Source organism: Vibrio sp. Vb1554, assembly GCF_033344235.1.
Genome location: NZ_JAWPOJ010000036.1, coordinates 21,538 through 41,684, shown reverse-complemented (window position 1 = coordinate 41,684; position 20,147 = coordinate 21,538). Strand labels below are relative to the sequence as shown.

17 protein-coding genes and 2 tRNA genes are annotated in these 20,147 nt (G+C 44.7%); 16 read left to right on the top strand and 3 right to left on the bottom strand.

Annotated elements, in window-relative coordinates; genetic code table 11:
- On the top strand, positions 1–846 hold an 846-nt coding region (locus R8N28_RS21080), incomplete at its 5' end, for a magnesium transporter (RefSeq protein ID WP_005380062.1).
- Here R8N28_RS21080 and dacB read toward each other — a convergent pair.
- Together dacB and R8N28_RS21070 are read right to left on the bottom strand one after the other, a co-directional pair.
- Positions 825–2,246 carry a serine-type D-Ala-D-Ala carboxypeptidase gene (gene dacB, locus R8N28_RS21075; RefSeq protein ID WP_017820417.1) on the bottom strand — a complete coding sequence of 474 codons (1,422 nt, stop codon included), beginning with the start codon at positions 2,244–2,246 and terminating at the stop codon, positions 825–827. The genes R8N28_RS21080 and dacB overlap by 22 nt on opposite strands.
- 186 nt (positions 2,247–2,432) lie before the next feature.
- The gene (locus R8N28_RS21070) at positions 2,433–3,455 is read right to left on the bottom strand and encodes a porin (RefSeq protein WP_005380064.1); all 1,023 of its coding nucleotides are present in this window, start codon (positions 3,453–3,455) and stop codon (positions 2,433–2,435) included.
- A gap of 545 nt (positions 3,456–4,000) precedes the next feature.
- Between R8N28_RS21070 and greA the strand changes: the two genes are divergently transcribed.
- Entirely contained in the window at positions 4,001–4,474 is a 474-nt protein-coding gene (gene greA, locus R8N28_RS21065) for a transcription elongation factor GreA (protein WP_005380065.1), read from the top strand.
- An 84-nt stretch (positions 4,475–4,558) separates the two neighbouring features.
- Here the strand turns inward: greA and yhbY are convergent, their stop codons facing one another.
- Entirely contained in the window at positions 4,559–4,855 is a 297-nt protein-coding gene (gene yhbY, locus R8N28_RS21060; RefSeq protein WP_005380066.1) for a ribosome assembly RNA-binding protein YhbY, read from the bottom strand.
- Positions 4,856–4,993: 138 nt separating this feature from the next.
- Here yhbY and rlmE point away from each other — a divergent pair, with 138 nt between their 5' ends.
- From rlmE to pnp, 14 genes are all read left to right on the top strand, one after another.
- Positions 4,994–5,623: a 23S rRNA (uridine(2552)-2'-O)-methyltransferase RlmE gene (rlmE, locus tag R8N28_RS21055; protein WP_005388985.1), complete on the top strand. Its 630-nt coding sequence runs from the start codon at positions 4,994–4,996 to the stop codon at positions 5,621–5,623.
- A 108-nt stretch (positions 5,624–5,731) separates the two neighbouring features.
- On the top strand, positions 5,732–7,705 hold the full coding sequence (gene ftsH / locus R8N28_RS21050) for an ATP-dependent zinc metalloprotease FtsH (protein WP_017635895.1): 1,974 nt from the start codon (positions 5,732–5,734) through the stop codon (positions 7,703–7,705).
- Between the two features lie 52 nt (positions 7,706–7,757).
- Complete coding sequence (gene folP / locus R8N28_RS21045) at positions 7,758–8,588, top strand: dihydropteroate synthase (RefSeq protein ID WP_065274822.1); 831 nt, start codon at positions 7,758–7,760, stop codon at positions 8,586–8,588.
- 19 nt (positions 8,589–8,607) lie between these two features.
- The gene (glmM, locus tag R8N28_RS21040) at positions 8,608–9,948 is read left to right on the top strand and encodes a phosphoglucosamine mutase (protein WP_005388992.1); all 1,341 of its coding nucleotides are present in this window, start codon (positions 8,608–8,610) and stop codon (positions 9,946–9,948) included.
- Positions 9,949–10,168: 220 nt separating this feature from the next.
- On the top strand, positions 10,169–10,507 hold the full coding sequence (gene secG / locus R8N28_RS21035; protein ID WP_005380080.1) for a preprotein translocase subunit SecG: 339 nt from the start codon (positions 10,169–10,171) through the stop codon (positions 10,505–10,507).
- 16 nt (positions 10,508–10,523) lie between these two features.
- Positions 10,524–10,607: transfer RNA gene (locus R8N28_RS21030), tRNA-Leu, on the top strand.
- 56 nt (positions 10,608–10,663) lie between these two features.
- A tRNA-Met gene (locus R8N28_RS21025) sits at positions 10,664–10,740 on the top strand.
- 225 nt (positions 10,741–10,965) lie between these two features.
- Positions 10,966–11,421: a ribosome maturation factor RimP gene (rimP, locus tag R8N28_RS21020; RefSeq protein ID WP_005386424.1), complete on the top strand. Its 456-nt coding sequence runs from the start codon at positions 10,966–10,968 to the stop codon at positions 11,419–11,421.
- 36 nt (positions 11,422–11,457) lie between these two features.
- Positions 11,458–12,945, top strand: coding sequence for a transcription termination factor NusA (gene nusA, locus R8N28_RS21015; RefSeq protein ID WP_054579095.1), 1,488 nt, complete (start codon positions 11,458–11,460; stop codon positions 12,943–12,945).
- A 22-nt stretch (positions 12,946–12,967) separates the two neighbouring features.
- On the top strand, positions 12,968–15,679 hold the full coding sequence (infB, locus tag R8N28_RS21010) for a translation initiation factor IF-2 (protein ID WP_005380086.1): 2,712 nt from the start codon (positions 12,968–12,970) through the stop codon (positions 15,677–15,679).
- A gap of 114 nt (positions 15,680–15,793) precedes the next feature.
- A complete protein-coding gene (gene rbfA, locus R8N28_RS21005; RefSeq protein WP_005380087.1) occupies positions 15,794–16,189 on the top strand; it encodes a 30S ribosome-binding factor RbfA in 396 nt (131 codons plus the stop codon).
- The gene (truB, locus tag R8N28_RS21000) at positions 16,189–17,142 is read left to right on the top strand and encodes a tRNA pseudouridine(55) synthase TruB (protein WP_005380088.1); all 954 of its coding nucleotides are present in this window, start codon (positions 16,189–16,191) and stop codon (positions 17,140–17,142) included. The genes rbfA and truB overlap by 1 nt, the downstream gene beginning before the upstream one ends.
- Before the next feature lie 141 nt (positions 17,143–17,283).
- Positions 17,284–17,553 carry a 30S ribosomal protein S15 gene (rpsO, locus tag R8N28_RS20995; RefSeq protein ID WP_005380094.1) on the top strand — a complete coding sequence of 90 codons (270 nt, stop codon included), beginning with the start codon at positions 17,284–17,286 and terminating at the stop codon, positions 17,551–17,553.
- 292 nt (positions 17,554–17,845) lie between these two features.
- Positions 17,846–19,981: a polyribonucleotide nucleotidyltransferase gene (gene pnp / locus R8N28_RS20990; protein ID WP_005380098.1), complete on the top strand. Its 2,136-nt coding sequence runs from the start codon at positions 17,846–17,848 to the stop codon at positions 19,979–19,981.
- Positions 19,982–20,147 lie beyond the last annotated feature (166 nt).

The window sequence follows — 20,147 nt, the reverse complement described above, 5'->3', positions numbered from 1 at the left end:
ATGACGGTAATGAACAACACTTTTATTGAAACAACACCAAACTTTTCTGAAGTAGAAATTGGTGCAGCTCGCAATGCATTCTTGCAGTACGAGCAAGAGCAACAAGTCCATTTGCTTACGGTTATGCCGATTGATGAGGCTGTAGGTATTTTACAGCATTGCTCTGTCGGCTATGTGAATAGTCTTATTGCTCAACTTGAGCAAGCAGGCCATGACAAACGCGCACGTCATTATGCTCACCAATTAGGTCTGCATATGTCTGAAGTTGATACACCTGATGGTTATTTATCGACTAGTGTTTTGGGGCACGTGAAGCAGCGTATTGGGTGGATCATTGCACTGGCTCTTTTAGGGATAGTGTCAGGCTTGATCATTGCTCAGTATGAGGACACCCTTAGTCAGCTTGTTTTACTTGCAGTGTACATGCCAGTGATTGCAGCTGCTGGTGGTAACACAGGAACACAAGCAGCAACTTTAGTGATTCGTGCTCTTGCTACTGGAGAGTTAAAAAAACGCCAATGGTTAGAAGTTTTGTGGAAAGAGAGCCGAGTCGCTCTATTTATTGCGCTAGCGATCGCTATCGTGATGATTGGACGCATTATGTTATTTAGTGCAGGACAATCAACAGGAGGCTTTGAACTGACCGATATCGCACTGGCAATAGCAGTTGCGCTGTTCATTCAAGTCACCATTTCTACAACATTGGGCGGGCTGTTGCCAATTATTGCACGAGCTTGCAAGTTGGACCCAGCCGTATTGGTGAGTCCAGTTCTTGCGTCTATCGTCGATATTTCAGGAATGTGGATTTACTTTAACGTGGTGAACTATTTCTTAGGTATTGCCTGACTAAAGTTCACAATGTCATTGTAAAAAAGCTGCTCAAAATGTGTAATCGGGGCGATGACAGGTGTGTTGTCGTCCCGTTTTTCTGGGAAGTAGTCTGAAACAAACTGAACAAAAATGGTGTTAGGTTGACCATTTTTATCCAAGCCATATCCAGCCATATTGTAAGTCCCGTAGATAGAGCCACTTTTCGCGATCAGCTGTCCTTTAATTGGAAGTTTTCGCATACTTTGTCGGTACTTTAATGTGCCGGATTCACCTGATTTCGGCATGATGGCAATCAATTTGAGTTCGTTTTCATGCTTCCAAATATAGCGCAGCATTTCAGCCATCTTGGTCGCGGAGATCCGGTTATTTCGCGAAAGTCCTGAGCCGTCTTCTAGGCGCGCATTACGAATATCAATACCAGTGTTGGCGAAAATGATCTGCTTGATCGCTTCTGTACCGTTAGTAAAACTACCTGGCTGAACGAAAAATTTAGCACCAAGTGTTTTGGTTAATGTGTCGGCAATCAAGTTGTCAGAGTTTTTGAGCATATCTTCAAGAATGTCTGGTAAGGCCTTTGATTGATGCATTGCGATGAGCTTTCGCTGCTTTTCTGGCGCCGTACCGACCCTAATCTTTCCTGATACCCCAATGTTGAGCTCCTTGAGCAAAGTCGCCAACCTTTGACTGGTGTAACGCTCAGGGTCTTGAACCGCAAATTTCAGTGGCAATGGTTTGTCTCTTTCAACCAAGCACCCTGTTAGCTTGTAGTTGTTATCGGGATTTGCAACTAAACCTAAGTCACAATGACGACTTTTCTTAATGGTTTTAGAAACAGTTTCTACGGTACTTGTGACACGAATAGGTTGATGCTCTGGTACGTAGACCCGCGTTCCACCATCTTTTTGTGTATAGATAGAGGCTTGTACACAGTTGTTATTGAGTGTGATGGTCGATGCCGGAGCGCTGTAGCAAACTCCCAAGATATCCCACGGCCAGCCCACCGCACGGTTATAACCAGTGAATGCGCTGTTATCGAGCCATAGGTCACCGTTAATCCGTTTTAAGCCATTTTTCTTAGCTAGAGTGAGAAGTGATTTTAAGTCGTTGGTTTGGAGTGTTGGGTCGCCGACAAAGTAAATCACTGCATCTGAGTTCGACGTTTCCAGCTTGGTTCGAAACCGGAAATTATCCCCCAGTTCTAGCTTTGCGGCTAATGCGGTGACGATTTTTAATGTACTCGCTGGTGGGAACAGTTGTTCGGTAGGATGAACACCGTCAAGCTCAGCATTTTCACTGAGTTTTTCCGCAACTAAACTGATGCGGGCGCCTTCAGGCAACACCTCTTGATGAGGGTACGCTTGTGAAAAAGCAGAAAGTAATGAAGAGAATATGAGCAAGGGCCAACGTAAACGCATAATGATACTTTCTAAGGTGAGTTATGTGATTGAGTATACGCAAGTCCTTTCAATATGCTAGGTAACTAAAGAAATGCTTCAAATGTCTTCATGAATGAGACACGAGAGAAAGGCGCGCTGCTTAAAATGAAGTATAAAAAATGCCCGCTTAAAGCGGGCATTCGATATTCTAGTCAAAGACCGGAATTAGAAGTCGTAACGTAGACCTAGAGCTAGCTCGTCTTCAGCATCGATCTTAGTTGCAACTGTTTTGCTAGTGTCAGTTGAACCAAACTTGTCACCTGCATCAATCAGGTTGAAGTTGTAAGAAATGTAACCACGGAAGTTAGGCTTGAAGTAGTAAGAAGCATCAACAGCGAAGTTGTTTGCAGAAGTTTCGTTGTTAGTTTCTGCATTGTTGTATGATGTTGTAAATACTGTTTGGCCTAGAGTGTAAGCACCCGCTAGCTCGTAACCAGTGTAATCAACTGTGTTACTGTTGTTTGAATCTTCCATTTTCTCGCCGTCAGTGAATACACCAGCGAAGTAAAGATCAGACATTGTGTAAGATGCAGCTAGCATGTACTCGTTAGCTTTGTCTTGATCTGCGTAACCAGCACCTAGCTCAAGACCAGTGTCAGCTAGAGCGTAGATTGCAGATAGAGAGTAACCGTCTTGTTTGTTGTCGTAGTACTCACCAGTGTTTTTGTTTTCCATACGATCAGCGAAGCGGTAGCTTGCTTTTACGCTTAGGTTTTCAAACTGGCCTTTGTAAGCCATCATGTTGTCTGTACGGTCTGATACAGCTAGTTTGTCTGCTGCAGAGTTACCGTGGTAAGCCATGATATCTGTGAAGTCAGTGATAACGCCTAGTGCACCTTCAGTTTTACCGTATGCGAACTCACCGTAAGCACCGCCAAGACCAGCGTAAGCAAGACGAGTTTCTAGATCGCTCTTGTCGTCGCCGTCTACAGTACCGTTTTGAGCAGTCTCAAATTCACCTTCCCAGAAACCAACACCGTATAGGTTGTCATTGATTTCTTGTTTACCAAGGAAGTTTAGACGGATGCGAGATTTGTCTTGAGCGTCGCCATCTTTCATAGATAGACGTGCTTCAGCACGGCCGCCCATTTCTAGAGAAGTACCGTCTTGGTTGTAAAGTTCAGCTGCGTTTACGCCAGTTGCCATAGCTGCTGCAGATACAGAAAGAGCAATTAGAGTCTTTTTCATCTTATTTGTCCTAGTTAGCTGTCCATAATCATTGTTGTATGGGGGAGAGGTGATCTCTCACAAGTTGTTGGTCCAAAATTGACTAATTGAGCGATATAGTTCGCACTTGTAAGCCATTGATCTAACAACTCGCTGGACATGTTTTACTGCTAAAGTTTCCGTATGAGTTAGTAAAATGATATAAATCCCACTGATGAACACTGTTCAATTGTGCGTTGTTTTTATTTAAATTACTGTTTTTGATTGAAATTATTGGCAATGACATTGGCCTGACATTGATTAGTTTTTATCTTTTTTGAGGTTTTTGGTGTAATGAACAGTGTTGTTTTTCAATAAATTGAGAAGGTGATTCGCCCTAGAACCGCTCTAAAAGTGAGTTATATCATTATGCCGAAAAGGCATAGTCTTGCTGTCTTTCGAATTAAGATGATTTCGTCCGGGAGTTTGTTTACACTAAACGAAATACATCTTTAAGCGCACTACCCAGTCCTATGACAGGGTGGGCTTTTTTTGTCCAAAGACCCATTTGGGCTTGAGGTTATAAAATGGAAAAAGTTCCAATGACACTACGTGGCGAGCAAAAGCTACGTGCAGAACTCGATCGTCTACTTAAACTACGTCCTCAGATCTCAGAGGCAATTGCTGAAGCTCGTGAGCTAGGTGATTTAAAAGAGAATGCTGAATATCACGCCGCTCGTGAAGAGCAGGGCATTTGTGAAGCACAAATCCGTGACATTGAATACAAACTGTCAGTTGCTCAAGTTATTGATGTAACGAAGATGGAGAACACGGGTAAAGTTATTTTTGGTTCAACCGTAACCTTGATTGATATCGACACCGAAGAAGAAAAAACGTACCAAATCGTTGGTGATGACGAAGCCGATATCAAAGCAGGTCGCATTTCAGTGAGCTCACCTATTGCTCGTGGCCTGATTGGTAAGATGGAAGGCGATGAAGTTGCTATTCAAACTCCAGGTGGCGCGAAAGACTTCGAAATTGACCGAGTAGAATATATCTAAGTCGTTTGGAGTAGCATTACTACTCTGATAAAACGCAAAAAGGTCGCCTCAGGCGACCTTTTTTCTTCAGCAACGTAAGTAGAGTTACTTACGAGGGATTTCGATTTTACGCTCTTCAGACTGGCGATATAGCACAAGCACTTTACCAATAGTCTGAACTTTTTCAGCGCCCGTCTCACGTACGATAGCGTCGATGATTAGCTGTTTTGTTTCACGATCTTCCGAAGCAACTTTTACTTTGATAAGTTCGTGATGGTTAAGAGCGATTTCAATTTCTGCTAGCACGGCTTCTGTAAGTCCATTTGCGCCCATTAGCACAACAGGTTTTAAACTGTGAGCTAGGCCTTTAAGGTGCTGCTTTTGTTTGGTGCTTAGGTTCATTACGCGGCCAATTTTCTTTAAAATAAGGGTTGAAAAAAGCTATTTTAACGCCATCTATTGCTGAAGACTATAATTTATTGAGTAATAGGTAGCGCCTATTAAAACAATAGCTCCAATTTGTGCCTTGTTGGGATTAAAATGAGTAAACAAAAACATTCGGCTAGTTCTGGTCGTTGGTTGAAAGAACACTTTGATGATAAATACGCGAATGAAGCCCGAAAAAAAGGCTACCGCTCACGTGCTTATTTCAAGATCGATGAGATTCAAACGAAAGATAAATTGTTAAAGCCTGGAATGACAGTCGTCGACTTGGGGGCTGCGCCGGGCGGATGGTCTCAATATGCTGCTAAGATAGTAGGGGACAGTGGTCAGATCATCGCGTGTGACTTGCTTCCTATGGACCCGATTGCTGGCGTTAGCTTTTTACAAGGCGACTTTCGTGATGATGCGGTATTGGAAGCTTTGCTAGAAAGGATCCAACCTTCCATGGTAGACGTAGTAATGTCTGATATGGCGCCTAACATCGCGGGAAACAATTCTGTTGATCAACCTCGCGCTATGTATTTAGTTGAATTAGCTTTAGATATGTGTCGACAAGTTCTAGCGCCTAATGGTAGCTTTGTCGTAAAGGTTTTCCAAGGGGAAGGCTTCGATCAGTATGTGAAAGAAGTCCGAGACATGTTTAAAGCCGTAAAAATTAGAAAACCAGACTCATCGCGAGCTCGCTCTCGAGAGGTCTTCGTCGTAGCCACTGGTTACAAAGGTTAACCATTTTGCTCTCTTGAGAGCGTGTTAACACTATAGCTACAGTTAATGAACTGTAGTACCCTACCTTTAATTACAATTAGTTATCGAGAGGCTTACACCTTGAGTGACATGGCAAAAAATTTAATTCTGTGGCTTGTTATCGCCGTCGTATTGATGTCGGTATTCCAGAGCTTTGGCCCTGGAGAAAGCAATGGCAGAACCGTGGATTACACCACGTTTGTACAGGAAGTTGGCCAAGGCCAGATTCAAGAAGCAACTTTTAAAGACGGTGAAATTAGCTTTGTTCGTCGTGGCGGCGGTGCCAAAATGGTCACTTACATGCCAGTGTATGACCAAAAGCTTCTAGATGACCTAATTAACCAAAACGTGAAAGTACAAGGCACGCCTCCAGAAGAGCAAAGCTTGCTGGGTACTATCTTCATCTCTTGGTTCCCAATGATCTTACTAATTGGTGTATGGATTTTCTTCATGCGTCAAATGCAAGGCGGCGGTGGTAAAGGCGCCATGTCTTTTGGTAAGAGCAAAGCTCGAATGATGAGCGAAGAACAAATCAAGACAACTTTTGCTGACGTTGCAGGTTGTGACGAAGCAAAAGAAGACGTGAAAGAGCTGGTGGACTACCTACGCGATCCAAGCCGCTTCCAAAAGCTGGGCGGTAAGATTCCAACGGGTGTTCTAATGGTTGGTCCTCCTGGTACGGGTAAAACGCTTCTAGCGAAAGCCATTGCCGGTGAGGCGAAAGTACCATTCTTTACTATCTCTGGTTCTGATTTCGTAGAAATGTTCGTTGGTGTTGGTGCATCTCGTGTGCGTGACATGTTTGAACAAGCAAAGAAAGCTGCACCTTGTATCATCTTTATCGATGAGATCGATGCGGTAGGTCGTCAACGTGGCGCAGGTGTTGGTGGTGGTCATGATGAACGTGAACAAACACTAAACCAAATGCTCGTTGAGATGGATGGTTTCGAAGGTAACGAAGGTATTATCGTTATCGCTGCGACTAACCGTCCTGATGTGTTGGACCCTGCGTTACTGCGTCCTGGTCGTTTTGACCGCCAAGTGGTAGTTGGTCTTCCAGATGTACGTGGCCGTGAACAGATCCTAAAAGTTCACATGCGTAAGGTCCCTCTAGCGGGTGATGTAGAGCCTTCTCTCATCGCGCGTGGTACTCCAGGCTTCTCTGGTGCTGACCTAGCAAACTTAGTTAACGAAGCAGCCCTGTTTGCTGCGCGCGGTAACAAGCGCAACGTTTCTATGGTTGAGTTTGAACTGGCGAAAGACAAAATCATGATGGGTGCTGAGCGCCGTTCAATGGTGATGTCTGAGGAAGTTAAAGAGTCAACCGCATACCACGAAGCGGGTCACGCGATTGTTGGTCGCTTGGTTCCTGAACACGATCCAGTGTACAAAGTGTCTATCATTCCACGTGGTCGTGCGTTGGGTGTAACAATGTACCTTCCTGAGCAGGACCGCGTGAGTATGTCTCGCCAACACCTAGAATCAATGATTTCTAGCTTGTACGGTGGTCGTTTAGCAGAAGAACTTATCTACGGTGCTGACAAAGTATCAACCGGTGCTTCTAATGATATCGAGCGCGCAACAGATATTGCTCGTAAGATGGTTACTCAATGGGGTTTCTCTGAAAAGCTTGGCCCTCTGCTGTATGCAGAAGATGAAGGCGAAGTGTTCTTAGGACGTAGTGTAACTCAGACTAAACATGTGTCTGACGATACAGCGAAGTTGATTGATGACGAAGTTCGTCAGATCATTGACCGCAACTACGATCGTGCGAAGAAGATTCTTCAAGAGAACATGGATATCATGCATGCGATGAAAGATGCGCTGATGAAGTATGAAACCATTGATGCTCGCCAGATTGATGACTTAATGGAGCGCAAAGCTGAAATTCGTGAGCCTGCGGGCTGGAGTGATAACTCAGCAAGCAAACCAGAAGACAGCGACAAGCCTCAAGCAAAGCAAGAAGTTAAAGAAGAAGCAACGGAGACTGCGAAAGATGCAGAACAGCCTAGCTCTTCTGAAACAACTTCTAACGAAGCGCCTGAAAAGAAAGACTCTGAATAAAGAGTATCGATAATATTAAACCCCGAGTTATCTCGGGGTTTTTGTGTTTATGATGATGATTACAGCAAATAACAAATCTTTGGACCTTTCGCGTCCACATGTCATGGCCATTCTAAATGTGACACCGGATTCCTTTTCGGATGGCGGTAAATACAACTCAATTGAACTTGCTCTTGCTCAAGTTGATAAAATGATAAAGGCTGGTGTAAGTATTGTTGATGTTGGTGGTGAATCGACAAGACCTGGTGCACCGGATGTGTCTTTGGAAGAAGAGCTTAGGCGTGTTGTCCCAGTAATCAAAGCCATTCGTGAAAAGTATGATGTGTGGATTTCCGTTGACACCAGTAAAGCAGAAGTGATGCGTCAAGCAATTGATGCTGGGGCTGATTTGATCAATGACATCCGCTCGCTGCAAGAGCCAGGTGCTCTGGAAGTCGCAGCAGAAGCAAACCTTCCAATTTGTCTGATGCATATGAAAGGTCAGCCTAGGACCATGCAAGTTGACCCTCATTATGATGATTTAATGGGGGACGTGTCGGCTTTTCTAGAAGAGCGTATCGCGGCGTGTGAAGCAGCAGGGATTGATAAATCTCAACTGATTCTCGATCCTGGGTTTGGCTTTGGCAAAACAATCGAACACAATTATCATATGCTTGCTCATTTTGAAAAGTTTCATGAATTCGGCCTGCCTATTTTGGCTGGCATGTCTCGTAAATCCATGATCTTCAAACTGTTAGACAAGCCAGCGGCAGAGTGTACGAACGCAAGTGTCGTTTGTGCTACGATTGCCGCGATGAAAGGCGCGCAGATCATTCGCGTGCATGACTTTGAAGAGACAATCGAAGCGATGAAAGTTGTTGAGATGACGAAAAACAATATTTAAAAATAATAAAGGAAAGTTTATGTCGAATGAAAGACGTTACTTTGGTACTGACGGTGTGCGCGGTAAAGTAGGACAATACCCAATCACTCCAGACTTCGTACTTAAGCTTGGCTGGGCTGCTGGTCGTGTACTAGCGAAACAAGGCACAAAGAAAGTTATCATAGGTAAAGATACACGTATTTCAGGTTATATGCTTGAATCTGCACTAGAGGCTGGCCTTGCAGCTGCGGGACTTAAAGCAACATTTACTGGTCCCATGCCAACTCCAGCTGTGGCATATTTAACTCAGACTTTCCGTGCCGAGGCTGGTATTGTGATTTCTGCATCACATAACCCATATTACGACAACGGCATTAAATTCTTTTCTTCTGAGGGTACTAAGCTACCTGACGATATCGAATTGGCGATCGAAGCTGAGTTAGATAAAGAAATTGAATGTGTGGAGTCTGCTGAGCTTGGTAAAGCAACCCGCCTAAATGATGCAGCTGGTCGTTACATCGAATTCTGTAAGAGTACTTTCCCATCTGAGCTGAGCCTTGCGAACTTTAAGATCGTAGTAGACTGTGCGCACGGTGCAACGTACCACATCGCTCCAAATGTTTTCAAAGAACTTGGGGCAGAAGTTATCGCTATGGGCGTAGAGCCTAACGGCATCAACATTAATGAAAAAGTGGGCGCAACAGACGTACGAGCTCTTCAACAGCGTGTTGTTGAAGAGCAAGCGCATCTTGGTCTCGCATTTGATGGTGATGGTGACCGCATCATTATGGTCGACCACCTAGGTAACAAAGTTGATGGTGACCAAATTGCTTATATCATCGCTCGTGATGCACTTCGTCGTGGTGAGCTAAAGGGTGGTGTTGTTGGTACACTAATGACTAACTTGGGTATGGAAAATGGTTTAAAGCAGCTAGGCATTCCGTTTGTACGTGCTGCTGTTGGTGACCGTTATGTCATGGAGCAACTGCTAGAAAAAGGTTGGAAAATTGGTGCTGAAAACTCAGGCCATGTGATCTTATTAGATAAAGTCACAACCGGCGATGCGATTGTTGCTGCACTTCAAGTACTTGCTTCTGTAATTGGCAGCGATATGTCTTTATATGAACTATCGCAAGGAATGACATTATATCCTCAGGTTTTAGAAAATGTCCGTTTCTCAGGAGAAAGTAACCCTCTTGAAGCTACAGCTGTATTAAACGCTGTCGCTGAAGTAGAGGCGACACTTGGTGATAAAGGGCGTGTACTGCTGCGTAAGTCTGGCACTGAGCCTTTGATCCGCGTTATGGTGGAAGGCGAAGATGGTGAACTAGTTCAACACTCAGCATTGAAAATCGCTGAGGCTGTTAAAGCAAGTTGTTAATCATTGCGTTAAAGCATGTCTTGAATGAAAAGGGCATCTTTTGCCCTTTTTTTGAGCGCTTAACGCATTGGCATTGATTTTTTACTAATTTTCCCTTGTCAGCGTTACTGGCTTTCGCTAGTATTGCTCCGCCTCCCGTTAGGAGGTCGCTAGCCTTGTTCATTATGATTTGTTCTTTTGAACGGCGCTGGCTCAACAATTTGGAACATAGGTGGAAAAAATGTTTTCAGTTCTACTTGTGATTTACCTGTTGGCAGCGCTTGGTGTGATTGGCCTTGTGTTGATTCAACAAGGTAAAGGCGCAGATATGGGAGCCTCGTTCGGTGCTGGTGCTTCAAACACAGTGTTTGGTGCTGGCGGCTCAGGTAATTTCTTAACCCGAACAACTGCTATTTTAGCAACCGTATTCTTTATCGTTAGCTTGTTACTTGGTCGTATGTCTACGCACCAGACTGAATCACAATGGGTAGACCCAACGTTAGGTCAACCAGTTGTTGAACAAGTTAAGGACGCAGCGAGTGAAGTTCCTGCCCCTGCGGGTGATGAAATTCCTCAATAAGCTGTAAGGTTTTGATGCCGAGATGGTGAAATTGGTAGACACGCTAGCATGAGGTGCTAGTGCCTTAGGTGTGAGGGTTCGAGTCCCTCTCTCGGCACCATGTATTTACAAACTTGTAAATCACTTGTTTGCGAGTATAATGCTCAGCAAGTCGGACGCGGGGTGGAGCAGCTTGGTAGCTCGTCGGGCTCATAACCCGAAGGTCGTCGGTTCAAATCCGGCCCCCGCAACCAATCTCTTTCTTTAAAAGGAAATCGTAGATTGGCAAGTTTGCGTAGTGCTAACCACACTACGAGTTAAGAAAAGCAATTGTTGGCTATTCTTAACGTATCAGGGTCCAGCAGCATAAAACCCCGACTATCGGGGTTTTTTGTTATCTGAGCTTTTTGAAATAGCTCAGATACTGCTTGGTTTTTTGATTGGGCTCTGAGCCCTTTTTTTGTTTCTGGAGTGGTTAAATGACTGGTTTAGAAAGACAACTTACTGAAATGCTTGACGCGCCAGTAGCGGCATCAGGTTATGAGTTAGTTGGATTAGAATTCATTCGTGCAGGCGCGCACTCAACGTTACGTATCTACATTGACCATGAAAATGGTATTAACGTAGACGACTGTGCAGAAGTTAGCCACCAAGTTAGTGCAGTTTTAGACGTTGAAGATCCAATTTCTGTTGCTTACAGCCTAGAAGTGTCTTCTCCAGGTTTAGAAAGACCACTTTTTAAAGCAGCACATTACGAGCAATTTATTGGTCACGAGGTCAGCATCGTATTGAAAATGGCTGTAGCAAACCGTCGTAAGTGGAAAGGTATTATCCACGGTGTTGATGGCGAAACAGTGACAATTACTGTAGACGGTCAGCAAGAAGAGTTTGCTCTAAGTAACATTTCCAAAGCTAACCTGATCCCTAAATTTTAGTTCCCTAAAAAAGTTTAAGCTTAGAGGCTAAATACAATGAGTAAAGAAATTTTAGCGGTAGCAGAAGCGGTATCGAACGAAAAAGCGGTACCTCGTGAGCGTATCTTTGAGGCTCTTGAGATTGCTCTAGCAACTTCTACAAAGAAAAAATACGAAATCGAAATCGACGTACGTGTTGCCATTGACCGTAAAACCGGTGAGTTTGTCACTTACCGCCGTTGGTTAGTTGTTGATGACGTTGAGAACCCTACAAAAGAGATCTCACTAGAAGCAGCGCAATACGAAGATGATTCAATCGAGCTTGGCGACTACGTAGAAGACGAAATCGAATCAGTAACGTTTGACCGTATTACGACTCAAACTGCTAAGCAAGTTATCGTACAAAAAGTTCGTGAAGCTGAGCGCGCACAAATCGTTGAACAGTTCATCGACAATGAAGGTGATCTAATCACTGGTGTCGTGAAAAAAGTAAACCGTGACACAATCGTGCTTGATCTTGGTAATAACGCTGAAGCGGTAATCCTGCGTGATGACCAACTTCCTCGTGAAAACTTCCGTCCAGGCGACCGCGTACGTGGCCTTCTTTACAAAGTCGCGCCTGAAGCACGTGGTTTCCAATTGTTCATCACTCGTTCTAAGCCAGAAATGTTGGCAGAACTGTTCCGTGTTGAAGTGCCTGAAATCGCAGAAGATATTATCGAGTTGAAAGGCGCAGCACGTGATCCTGGTTCTCGCGCTAAGATCGCTGTCAAAACAAATGACAAACGTATCGACCCTGTAGGTGCGTGTGTTGGTATGCGTGGTGCACGTGTACAAGCTGTTTCTGGCGAACTTGGTGGTGAGCGTATCGATATCGTTCTTTGGGATGATAACCCAGCTCAATTCGTTATCAACGCAATGGCGCCAGCTGATGTTGCTTCTATCATCGTTGATGAGGATGCACACTCAATGGACATCGCAGTTGAAGCTGACAACCTAGCGCAAGCTATTGGTCGTAACGGTCAAAACGTGCGTCTAGCATCTCAACTAACAGGTTGGGAACTGAATGTTATGACAGTTGCTGATCTTCAGAAGAAACACGCTGAAGAATCACAAGCATCTATTGAAAACTTCATGAAGTACCTAGATATTGAAGAAGACTTCGCTCAACTTCTTGTTGAAGAAGGTTTCTCAACGCTAGAAGAAATCGCATACGTGCCAGTTAACGAGCTACTAGAAATCGATGGTTTGAATGAAGAACTAATCGAAGAGCTTCGTGGACGTGCAAAAAATGCACTAACGACGATCGCACTAGCACAAGAAGAGTCTTTTGAAGGTCTAGAACCAGCTGAGGACCTACTTGCACTTGAAGGTCTTGAGCGTGAGATGGCATTTAAATTGGCAGCGAAAGGTGTAGCGACACTGGAAGATCTTGCTGACCAAGGTATTGACGATTTAGAAGGTATCGAAGGCCTGACTGAAGAACGTGCAGGTGAGCTAATTATGGCCGCACGTAACATCTGTTGGTTCGGCGAAGAAGCATAATTTTCGGCAAGGAGGAAGCGGCATGACACAATTAACAGTTAAAGCACTGAGTGATGAGATTGGTACGCCAGTCGACCGCTTGATTGAACAACTTGCTGACGCTGGCATTAAAAAGGCGAGCTCTGACAATGTTACTGATGAAGAGAAGCAGAAGCTTCTCTCTCATTTAAAGAAAGAACACGGTGATAAATCAGGTGATTCAGAGCCGACTCGCCTTACGCTTCAGCGTAAAACTCGTAGTACACTTAGTGTGAACGCGGGTGGTGGTAAGAGTAAGAATGTTCAGGTTGAGGTGCGCAAAAAACGTACATACGTGAAGCGCAGCACAATTGAAGATGAAGCGAAACGTGAAGCTGAAGAAGCAGCACAACGTGAAGCAGAAGAAGCAGCAAAACGTGCAGCAGAAGAAGCTGCAAAACGTGAAGCTGAAGAAGCTGCAAAACGTGAAGCTGAAGAAGCTGCAAAACGTGAAGCGGAAGAAAAAGCGAAACGTGAAGCTGAAGAAAAAGCGAAGCGAGACGTAGATACGAATGCACAACGTAATGCTGAAGAAAAAGCAAAGCGTGATGCTGAAGAGAAAATTAAGCAAGAAGCAGCGCGAAAAGAGGCCGACGAGCTTAAACGTCGTCAGGAAGAAGAAGCTAAGCGTAAGGCTGAAGAGGAAAGTCAGCGCAAGCTTGAAGAAGCTCGCGAATTGGCTGAAAAGAATAAAGAGCGTTGGTCTGCTGCAGAAGAGAAAAAGGGTGATATGGAAGATACAGATTACCATGTAACGACTTCACAATACGCACGTGAAGCCGAAGATGAAGCAGATCGCAAAGTAGAAGGCGGTCGTCGTAAGAAGAAAAAAGCAGCTTCGGGTAAAGACGACCAAGCTCGCGGTGGCCGTAACAACCAACGTGGCGGTAGAGGTCGTAAGGGCAAACTTGCTAAGCCGACTTCAATGCAGCACGGGTTTGATAAGTCAGCAACGGTTGCTAAGCAAGACGTTGTAATTGGCGAAACGATCGTTCTATCAGAACTTGCTAACAAGATGTCGGTTAAAGCGACAGAAGTTATCAAAGTAATGATGAAGATGGGCGCTATGGCGACTATCAACCAAGTGATCGACCAAGAAACAGCACAACTTGTTGCTGAAGAAATGGGCCATAAAGTAGTTCTTCGTAAAGAGAACGAACTGGAAGAAGCGGTACTATCTGACCGTGACACTAACGCGGAAGCAGTTCCACGTGCTCCAGTTGTTACTATCATGGGTCACGTTGACCACGGTAAAACGTCAACACTTGACTACATCCGTCGCACACACGTTGCTTCTGGCGAAGCGGGTGGTATTACTCAGCACATTGGTGCGTACCACGTTGAAACAGACAACGGCATGATCACGTTCCTTGATACTCCTGGACACGCAGCGTTTACTGCAATGCGTGCTCGTGGTGCTCAAGCAACAGATATCGTTGTTCTTGTAGTTGCAGCAGACGATGGCGTAATGCCACAAACAGTAGAAGCGATTCAGCACGCGAAAGCGGCAGGCGTTCCTCTAATTGTTGCTGTGAACAAGATCGATAAAGAAGACGCGAACCCAGATAACGTTAAGAACGAGCTTGCTCAATACGACGTTATTCCTGAAGAGTGGGGCGGTGAGAACATGTTCGTTCACATCTCTGCTAAACAGGGTACAAACATCGATGGTCTTCTAGAAGCAATCCTTCTTCAGTCTGAAGTTCTTGAACTTACAGCTGTAGCTGAGGGCATGGCATCTGGTGTTGTTGTTGAATCTCGCCTAGATAAAGGTCGTGGTCCAGTTGCAACAGTACTTGTTCAATCAGGTACACTAAACAAAGGCGACATCGTTCTTTGTGGTCAAGAATACGGCCGTGTTCGTGCAATGCGTGATGAGCTAGGTAAAGAAATTACTTCGGCTGGCCCATCTATCCCTGTAGAGATCCTAGGTCTTTCAGGTGTACCATCTTCAGGTGATGAAGCAACAGTAGTTCGTGACGAGCGTAAAGCGCGTGAAGTAGCTAACTACCGTGCTGGTAAGTTCCGTGAAGTGAAACTTGCTCGTCAGCAGAAATCTAAACTAGAGAACATGTTCTCTAACATGACTGCTGGTGAAGTTGCTGAACTTAACGTTGTACTTAAAGCAGACGTTCAAGGTTCTGTAGAAGCAATCGCTGACTCACTAGTTAAGCTATCTACTGACGAAGTTAAAGTGAACATCGTTGGTTCTGGTGTAGGTGGTATTACGGAAACTGACGTAGTACTAGCGGAAGCTTCAAACGCAATCATCCTTGGCTTTAACGTTCGTGCAGATGCTTCTGCTCGCCGTGCTGTTGAAGCCGCAGCTGTTGACTTACGTTACTACTCAATCATTTACCAATTGATTGATGAAGTGAAACAAGCAATGGGCGGTATGCTTGCTCCAGAATTCAAGCAAGAGATCATTGGTCTTGCTGAAGTTCGTGACGTGTTTAAGTCACCGAAACTGGGCGCTATCGCTGGTTGTATGGTTACAGAAGGTGTGATCAAGCGTAACAACCCAATCCGTGTACTACGTGATAACGTTGTTATTTACGAAGGTGAACTAGAGTCACTACGTCGTTTCAAAGATGACGTTCAAGAAGTTAAGAATGGCTACGAATGTGGTATCGGCGTTAAGAACTACAATGATGTTCGCGTTGGTGACCAAATCGAAGTCTTCGAAATCGTTGAAATTAAACGTACTCTAGACTAATTGACTAAAATTACTAATATTGTCTTTGAAAGATAAGTAGTAATTGGTTGTTGAATACACCATGGGGGGCTGGCTTTGACCAACCCCCCATTCTTTCTATATAAGAGTAAAGATATGTCAAAAGAATTTAGCCGCACGCAGCGCGTTGCACAGCAGCTGCAAAAAGAACTAGCGATGATCCTTCAACGTGAAGTTCGTGACTCTCGCCTTGGCATGGTGACGATCTCAGACGTAGAAGTCTCTCGTGACCTAGCTTACGCAAAAGTATTTGTGACCTTCCTGTGTGTGGGTGAGCAAACACCAGAATCATGTCTAGCAGCGCTACGTGAGCACGAAGTGCACATTCGCATGATGTTAGGTAAGCGTATTCGTCTACGTTTAACGCCAGAAATCCGCTTCCACTATGACAATACGCTGGTTGAAGGTATGCGTATGTCTAACCTTGTGTCTGAAGTCGTTAGTTCAGACAAACAAAAGCAAAAAGATTCTGGTCGTGAGGACGAAGAATAATGGCTCGTCGTCGTAAAGGTCGTCCAATTAATGGTGTTATACTGTTGGACAAACCAACAGGTATCTCTTCCAATGATGCACTGCAAAAAGTAAAGCGAATCTACTTTGCCGAGAAAGCAGGCCACACTGGAGCCTTGGACCCATTAGCGACAGGCATGCTGCCAATTTGCTTGGGTGAAGCGACAAAATTTTCTCAGTTTCTTCTTGATTCTGATAAACGCTACCGCGTGATCGCAAAGCTGGGTGAACGTACCAATACATCTGACTCGGATGGTGAAGTTGTAGAGACGCGTCCAGTCGATGTTACGTTAGACAAGCTAGAAGCGTGCATCGATCAGTTCCGTGGTGAATCTGATCAAGTGCCTTCCATGTTCTCTGCGTTGAAGTATCAAGGTAAACCCTTGTATGAATACGCTCGTAAAGGCATCGAAGTTCCGCGTGAATCTCGTAAGATCACGGTATATGAGATTGTTCTTCACCGTTTTGAAGGCGATGAAGTAGAGATGGAAGTGCACTGCTCTAAAGGTACCTATATTCGTACTATCGTTGATGATCTGGGCGAAATGTTAGGTTGTGGTGCGCACGTAACTATGCTTCGTCGTACTGGTGTTGCTAAATACCCTTACGAGAATATGGTAACACTTGAGCAACTAAATGAGTTGCTAGAGCAAGCTCACCGCGAGGAACGAGCGCCTCGAGAGCTACTGGACCCACTGCTTTTGCCAATGGATACAGCGGTAGAAGACTTACCAGAAGTCAACTTGGTGCCTGAACTGGCGAATATGGTCCAACATGGGCAGCCCGTTCAAGTATTTGGTGCTCCGACTGAGGGCTCACTTCGCCTTACTATGGGTGAAGAACGCTTGTTTATTGGCGTTGGCGAAATGAACGAAGATGGCAAAATCGCTCCTAAGCGATTGGTCGTGTTCCGAGATGACGTTGCATCCAAGTAAATGATTGAAAATACCGACCTGAGTGTCGGTATTTTTATATTGCACGAGATAGGAAATTTCCCTATAATCCGCGCTTCGCGTAGCGGCTGAATCAGAGATTGGCTGCTACAACTTTAAACCTACTCTTATTAGGAGAGAATTATGTCTCTGAATGCAGAAACTAAAGCAGCAATCGTTGCAGAATACGCACAAGGCGAAGGCGACACTGGTTCACCAGAAGTTCAAGTAGCTCTACTTACAGCTTCTATCAACCACCTACAAGGTCACTTCAAAGCGCACAAAGGCGATCACCACAGCCGTCGTGGTCTTCTACGCATGGTTTCTCGTCGTCGTAAGCTTCTAGATTACCTAAAAGGTAAAAACCTAGCTCGCTACCAAGACCTAATCAAACGTCTAGGCCTACGTCGCTAATCAGCGACTGCATAGCAGTTTGTCTAAAAAGGGGCTTTATGCCCCTTTTTTGTTGCCTAAATTTAGCCAAATTAGACTTATGCCGTTATAATACTGGCGGCTAAACCTTGTAAGAGGTTTTCTCAAAAGCTCATAGCATTACAGTCAACCACGTCGACCAAAAGGTCGCGACTATTCAAAAGGAATTTCCGAGTTTCTTTTTACTAGTCGCGATTCGTAATGCCTTGAGTGTCAATTAACACATCTAAGATTTCTTTAAGCACTAAAGGAAGATTAGAAACAAGGAATAACAATGTTCGAAAAACCAGTTGTTAAAACGTTCCAGTACGGTAACCACACAGTTACTTTAGAAACTGGCGTTATTGCACGTCAAGCTACAGCAGCAGTTATGGTCACAATGGATGATACGTCTGTATTCGTATCTGTTGTAGGTAAAAAAGAAGCCGTTGCAGGTCAAGACTTCTTCCCACTAACGGTTAACTACCAAGAGCGTACTTACGCTGCGGGTAAAATTCCAGGCGGCTTCTTCAAACGTGAAGGTCGTCCTTCTGAAGGCGAAACGCTAACAGCTCGTCTAATCGACCGTCCAATCCGTCCGCTATTCCCAGACGCGTTTAAAAACGAAGTTCAGGTTATCGCGACAGTAATGTCTGTAAACCCAGATGTTCAGCCAGATATCGTTACAATGATCGGTACTTCTGCTGCTCTTGCTATCTCTGGCATTCCATTCAACGGCCCTATCGGTGCGGCGCGTGTTGGTCATATCGATGGTCAGCTTGTACTTAACCCTAGCCAAACTGAACTAGAAACTTCTAAGCTTGACCTTGTTGTTGCAGGTACAGAGTCAGCAGTACTGATGGTTGAGTCAGAAGCGGACAACCTAACTGAAGAAGAAATGCTAGCGGCGGTTGTTTATGGTCATGACCAACAACAAGTTGCTATTCAAGCTATCAACGAATTCAAAGCAGAAGTTGCAACTCCTGCTTGGGATTGGGTTGCTCCTGAAGAGAACACAGCGCTTAAAAATAAGATTGCTGATCTAGCAGAAGCTAAACTTGTTGAAGCTTACCAAATTACTGAGAAAATGGCTCGTTACGACCGCATCCATGAGATCGCTGCGGAAGTAAATGAAGTTCTTCTTGCTGAAGATCCTGAAGCAGACACAAAAGAAATCCACACTATCTTCCATGATCTAGAGAAGACAGTAGTACGTAGCCGTATTATTGCAGGTAACCCTCGTATCGATGGCCGTGAAAAAGACATGGTTCGTGCACTAGATGTACGTACTGGTGTTCTTCCTCGTACTCACGGTAGCGCGCTATTCACTCGTGGTGAAACTCAGGCGATCGTTACGGCAACGCTAGGTACTCAGCGTGATGCTCAAATCATCGATGAGCTAACTGGTGAGCGTAAAGATCACTTCCTACTGCACTACAACTTCCCTCCATACTGTGTAGGTGAAACTGGTTTTGTAGGTTCTCCTAAGCGTCGTGAAATCGGCCACGGTAAACTGGCGAAGCGTGGTATTGCTGCAGTAATGCCTTCTGTTGATGAGTTCCCATACACAGTACGTGTTGTATCGGAAATCACTGAATCTAACGGTTCATCTTCAATGGCTTCAGTATGTGGTACTTCTCTTGCACTTATGGACGCGGGTGTGCCAATCAAAGCATCTGTTGCTGGTATCGCAATGGGTCTTGTTAAAGAAGGTGACGATTTCGTTGTACTTTCTGACATCCTTGGCGATGAAGACCACCTAGGTGACATGGACTTTAAAGTAGCAGGTACTAACACTGGTATCACTGCACTTCAAATGGACATCAAGATCGAAGGCATCACTAAAGAAATCATGCAAATTGCGCTTAACCAAGCTCAAGGCGCACGTAAGCACATCCTATCTGTAATGGATGAAGCAATCTCTGGTGCTCGTGAAGACATCTCTGAATTTGCTCCGCGTATTCACACGATGAAGATCAGCGCTGAGAAGATCAAAGACGTTATCGGTAAAGGTGGTGCAGTTATCCGTGCTCTAACTGAAGAGACTGGTACAACTATCGAAATCGAAGACGACGGTACTATCAAGATTGCGGCAACTGAAGGCACTGCTGCGAAAGAAGCTATCCGCCGTATCGAAGAGATCACTGCTGAAGTGGAAGTGGGCCGTATCTACACAGGTAAAGTTGCACGTCTAGCTGACTTCGGTGCATTCGTAACGGTTCTTCCAGGCAAAGATGGTCTTGTACACATTTCTCAAATCGCAGAAAAACGCGTAGAGAAAGTGTCTGACTACCTAGCTGAAGGTCAAGAAGTTCAAGTTAAAGTTCTTGAAATCGACCGCCAAGGCCGTGTACGTCTAAGCATGAAAGAAGCGGTAGAAAAGCCAGCTGAAGAAGCTGCTGCTGAAGCACCGGCTGCTAAAGACGAGTAAGACAAAATGAGACTTTCAGCCTTTTATTAGATTAAGGGCCTGAAAGCATGTTATAAAAGGGGAGCATTTTCGCTCCCCTTTTTTGGTTTGTTTCGATGTATTAACCTCAAACGAGGTTATCGCCTATATTGCATTAAGAGAAACAAATCTTGAGCGGTCCAAACAG

What these genes read in the sequence shown, in the direction of transcription:
- dacB (WP_017820417.1), bottom strand. Translation starts at nt 2,246, where the DNA reads ATGCGTTTACGTTGGCCCTTGCTCATATTCTCTTCATTACTTTCTGCT.
- folP (WP_065274822.1), top strand. Translation starts at nt 7,758, where the DNA reads ATGATGATTACAGCAAATAACAAATCTTTGGACCTTTCGCGTCCACAT.
- infB (WP_005380086.1), top strand. Translation starts at nt 12,968, where the DNA reads ATGACACAATTAACAGTTAAAGCACTGAGTGATGAGATTGGTACGCCA.
- rpsO (WP_005380094.1), top strand. Translation starts at nt 17,284, where the DNA reads ATGTCTCTGAATGCAGAAACTAAAGCAGCAATCGTTGCAGAATACGCA.
- rimP (WP_005386424.1), top strand. Translation starts at nt 10,966, where the DNA reads ATGACTGGTTTAGAAAGACAACTTACTGAAATGCTTGACGCGCCAGTA.
- greA (WP_005380065.1), top strand. Translation starts at nt 4,001, where the DNA reads ATGGAAAAAGTTCCAATGACACTACGTGGCGAGCAAAAGCTACGTGCA.
- truB (WP_005380088.1), top strand. Translation starts at nt 16,189, where the DNA reads ATGGCTCGTCGTCGTAAAGGTCGTCCAATTAATGGTGTTATACTGTTG.
- yhbY (WP_005380066.1), bottom strand. Translation starts at nt 4,855, where the DNA reads ATGAACCTAAGCACCAAACAAAAGCAGCACCTTAAAGGCCTAGCTCAC.
- rbfA (WP_005380087.1), top strand. Translation starts at nt 15,794, where the DNA reads ATGTCAAAAGAATTTAGCCGCACGCAGCGCGTTGCACAGCAGCTGCAA.
- glmM (WP_005388992.1), top strand. Translation starts at nt 8,608, where the DNA reads ATGTCGAATGAAAGACGTTACTTTGGTACTGACGGTGTGCGCGGTAAA.
- pnp (WP_005380098.1), top strand. Translation starts at nt 17,846, where the DNA reads ATGTTCGAAAAACCAGTTGTTAAAACGTTCCAGTACGGTAACCACACA.
- ftsH (WP_017635895.1), top strand. Translation starts at nt 5,732, where the DNA reads ATGGCAAAAAATTTAATTCTGTGGCTTGTTATCGCCGTCGTATTGATG.
- R8N28_RS21070 (WP_005380064.1), bottom strand. Translation starts at nt 3,455, where the DNA reads ATGAAAAAGACTCTAATTGCTCTTTCTGTATCTGCAGCAGCTATGGCA.
- rlmE (WP_005388985.1), top strand. Translation starts at nt 4,994, where the DNA reads ATGAGTAAACAAAAACATTCGGCTAGTTCTGGTCGTTGGTTGAAAGAA.
- secG (WP_005380080.1), top strand. Translation starts at nt 10,169, where the DNA reads ATGTTTTCAGTTCTACTTGTGATTTACCTGTTGGCAGCGCTTGGTGTG.
- nusA (WP_054579095.1), top strand. Translation starts at nt 11,458, where the DNA reads ATGAGTAAAGAAATTTTAGCGGTAGCAGAAGCGGTATCGAACGAAAAA.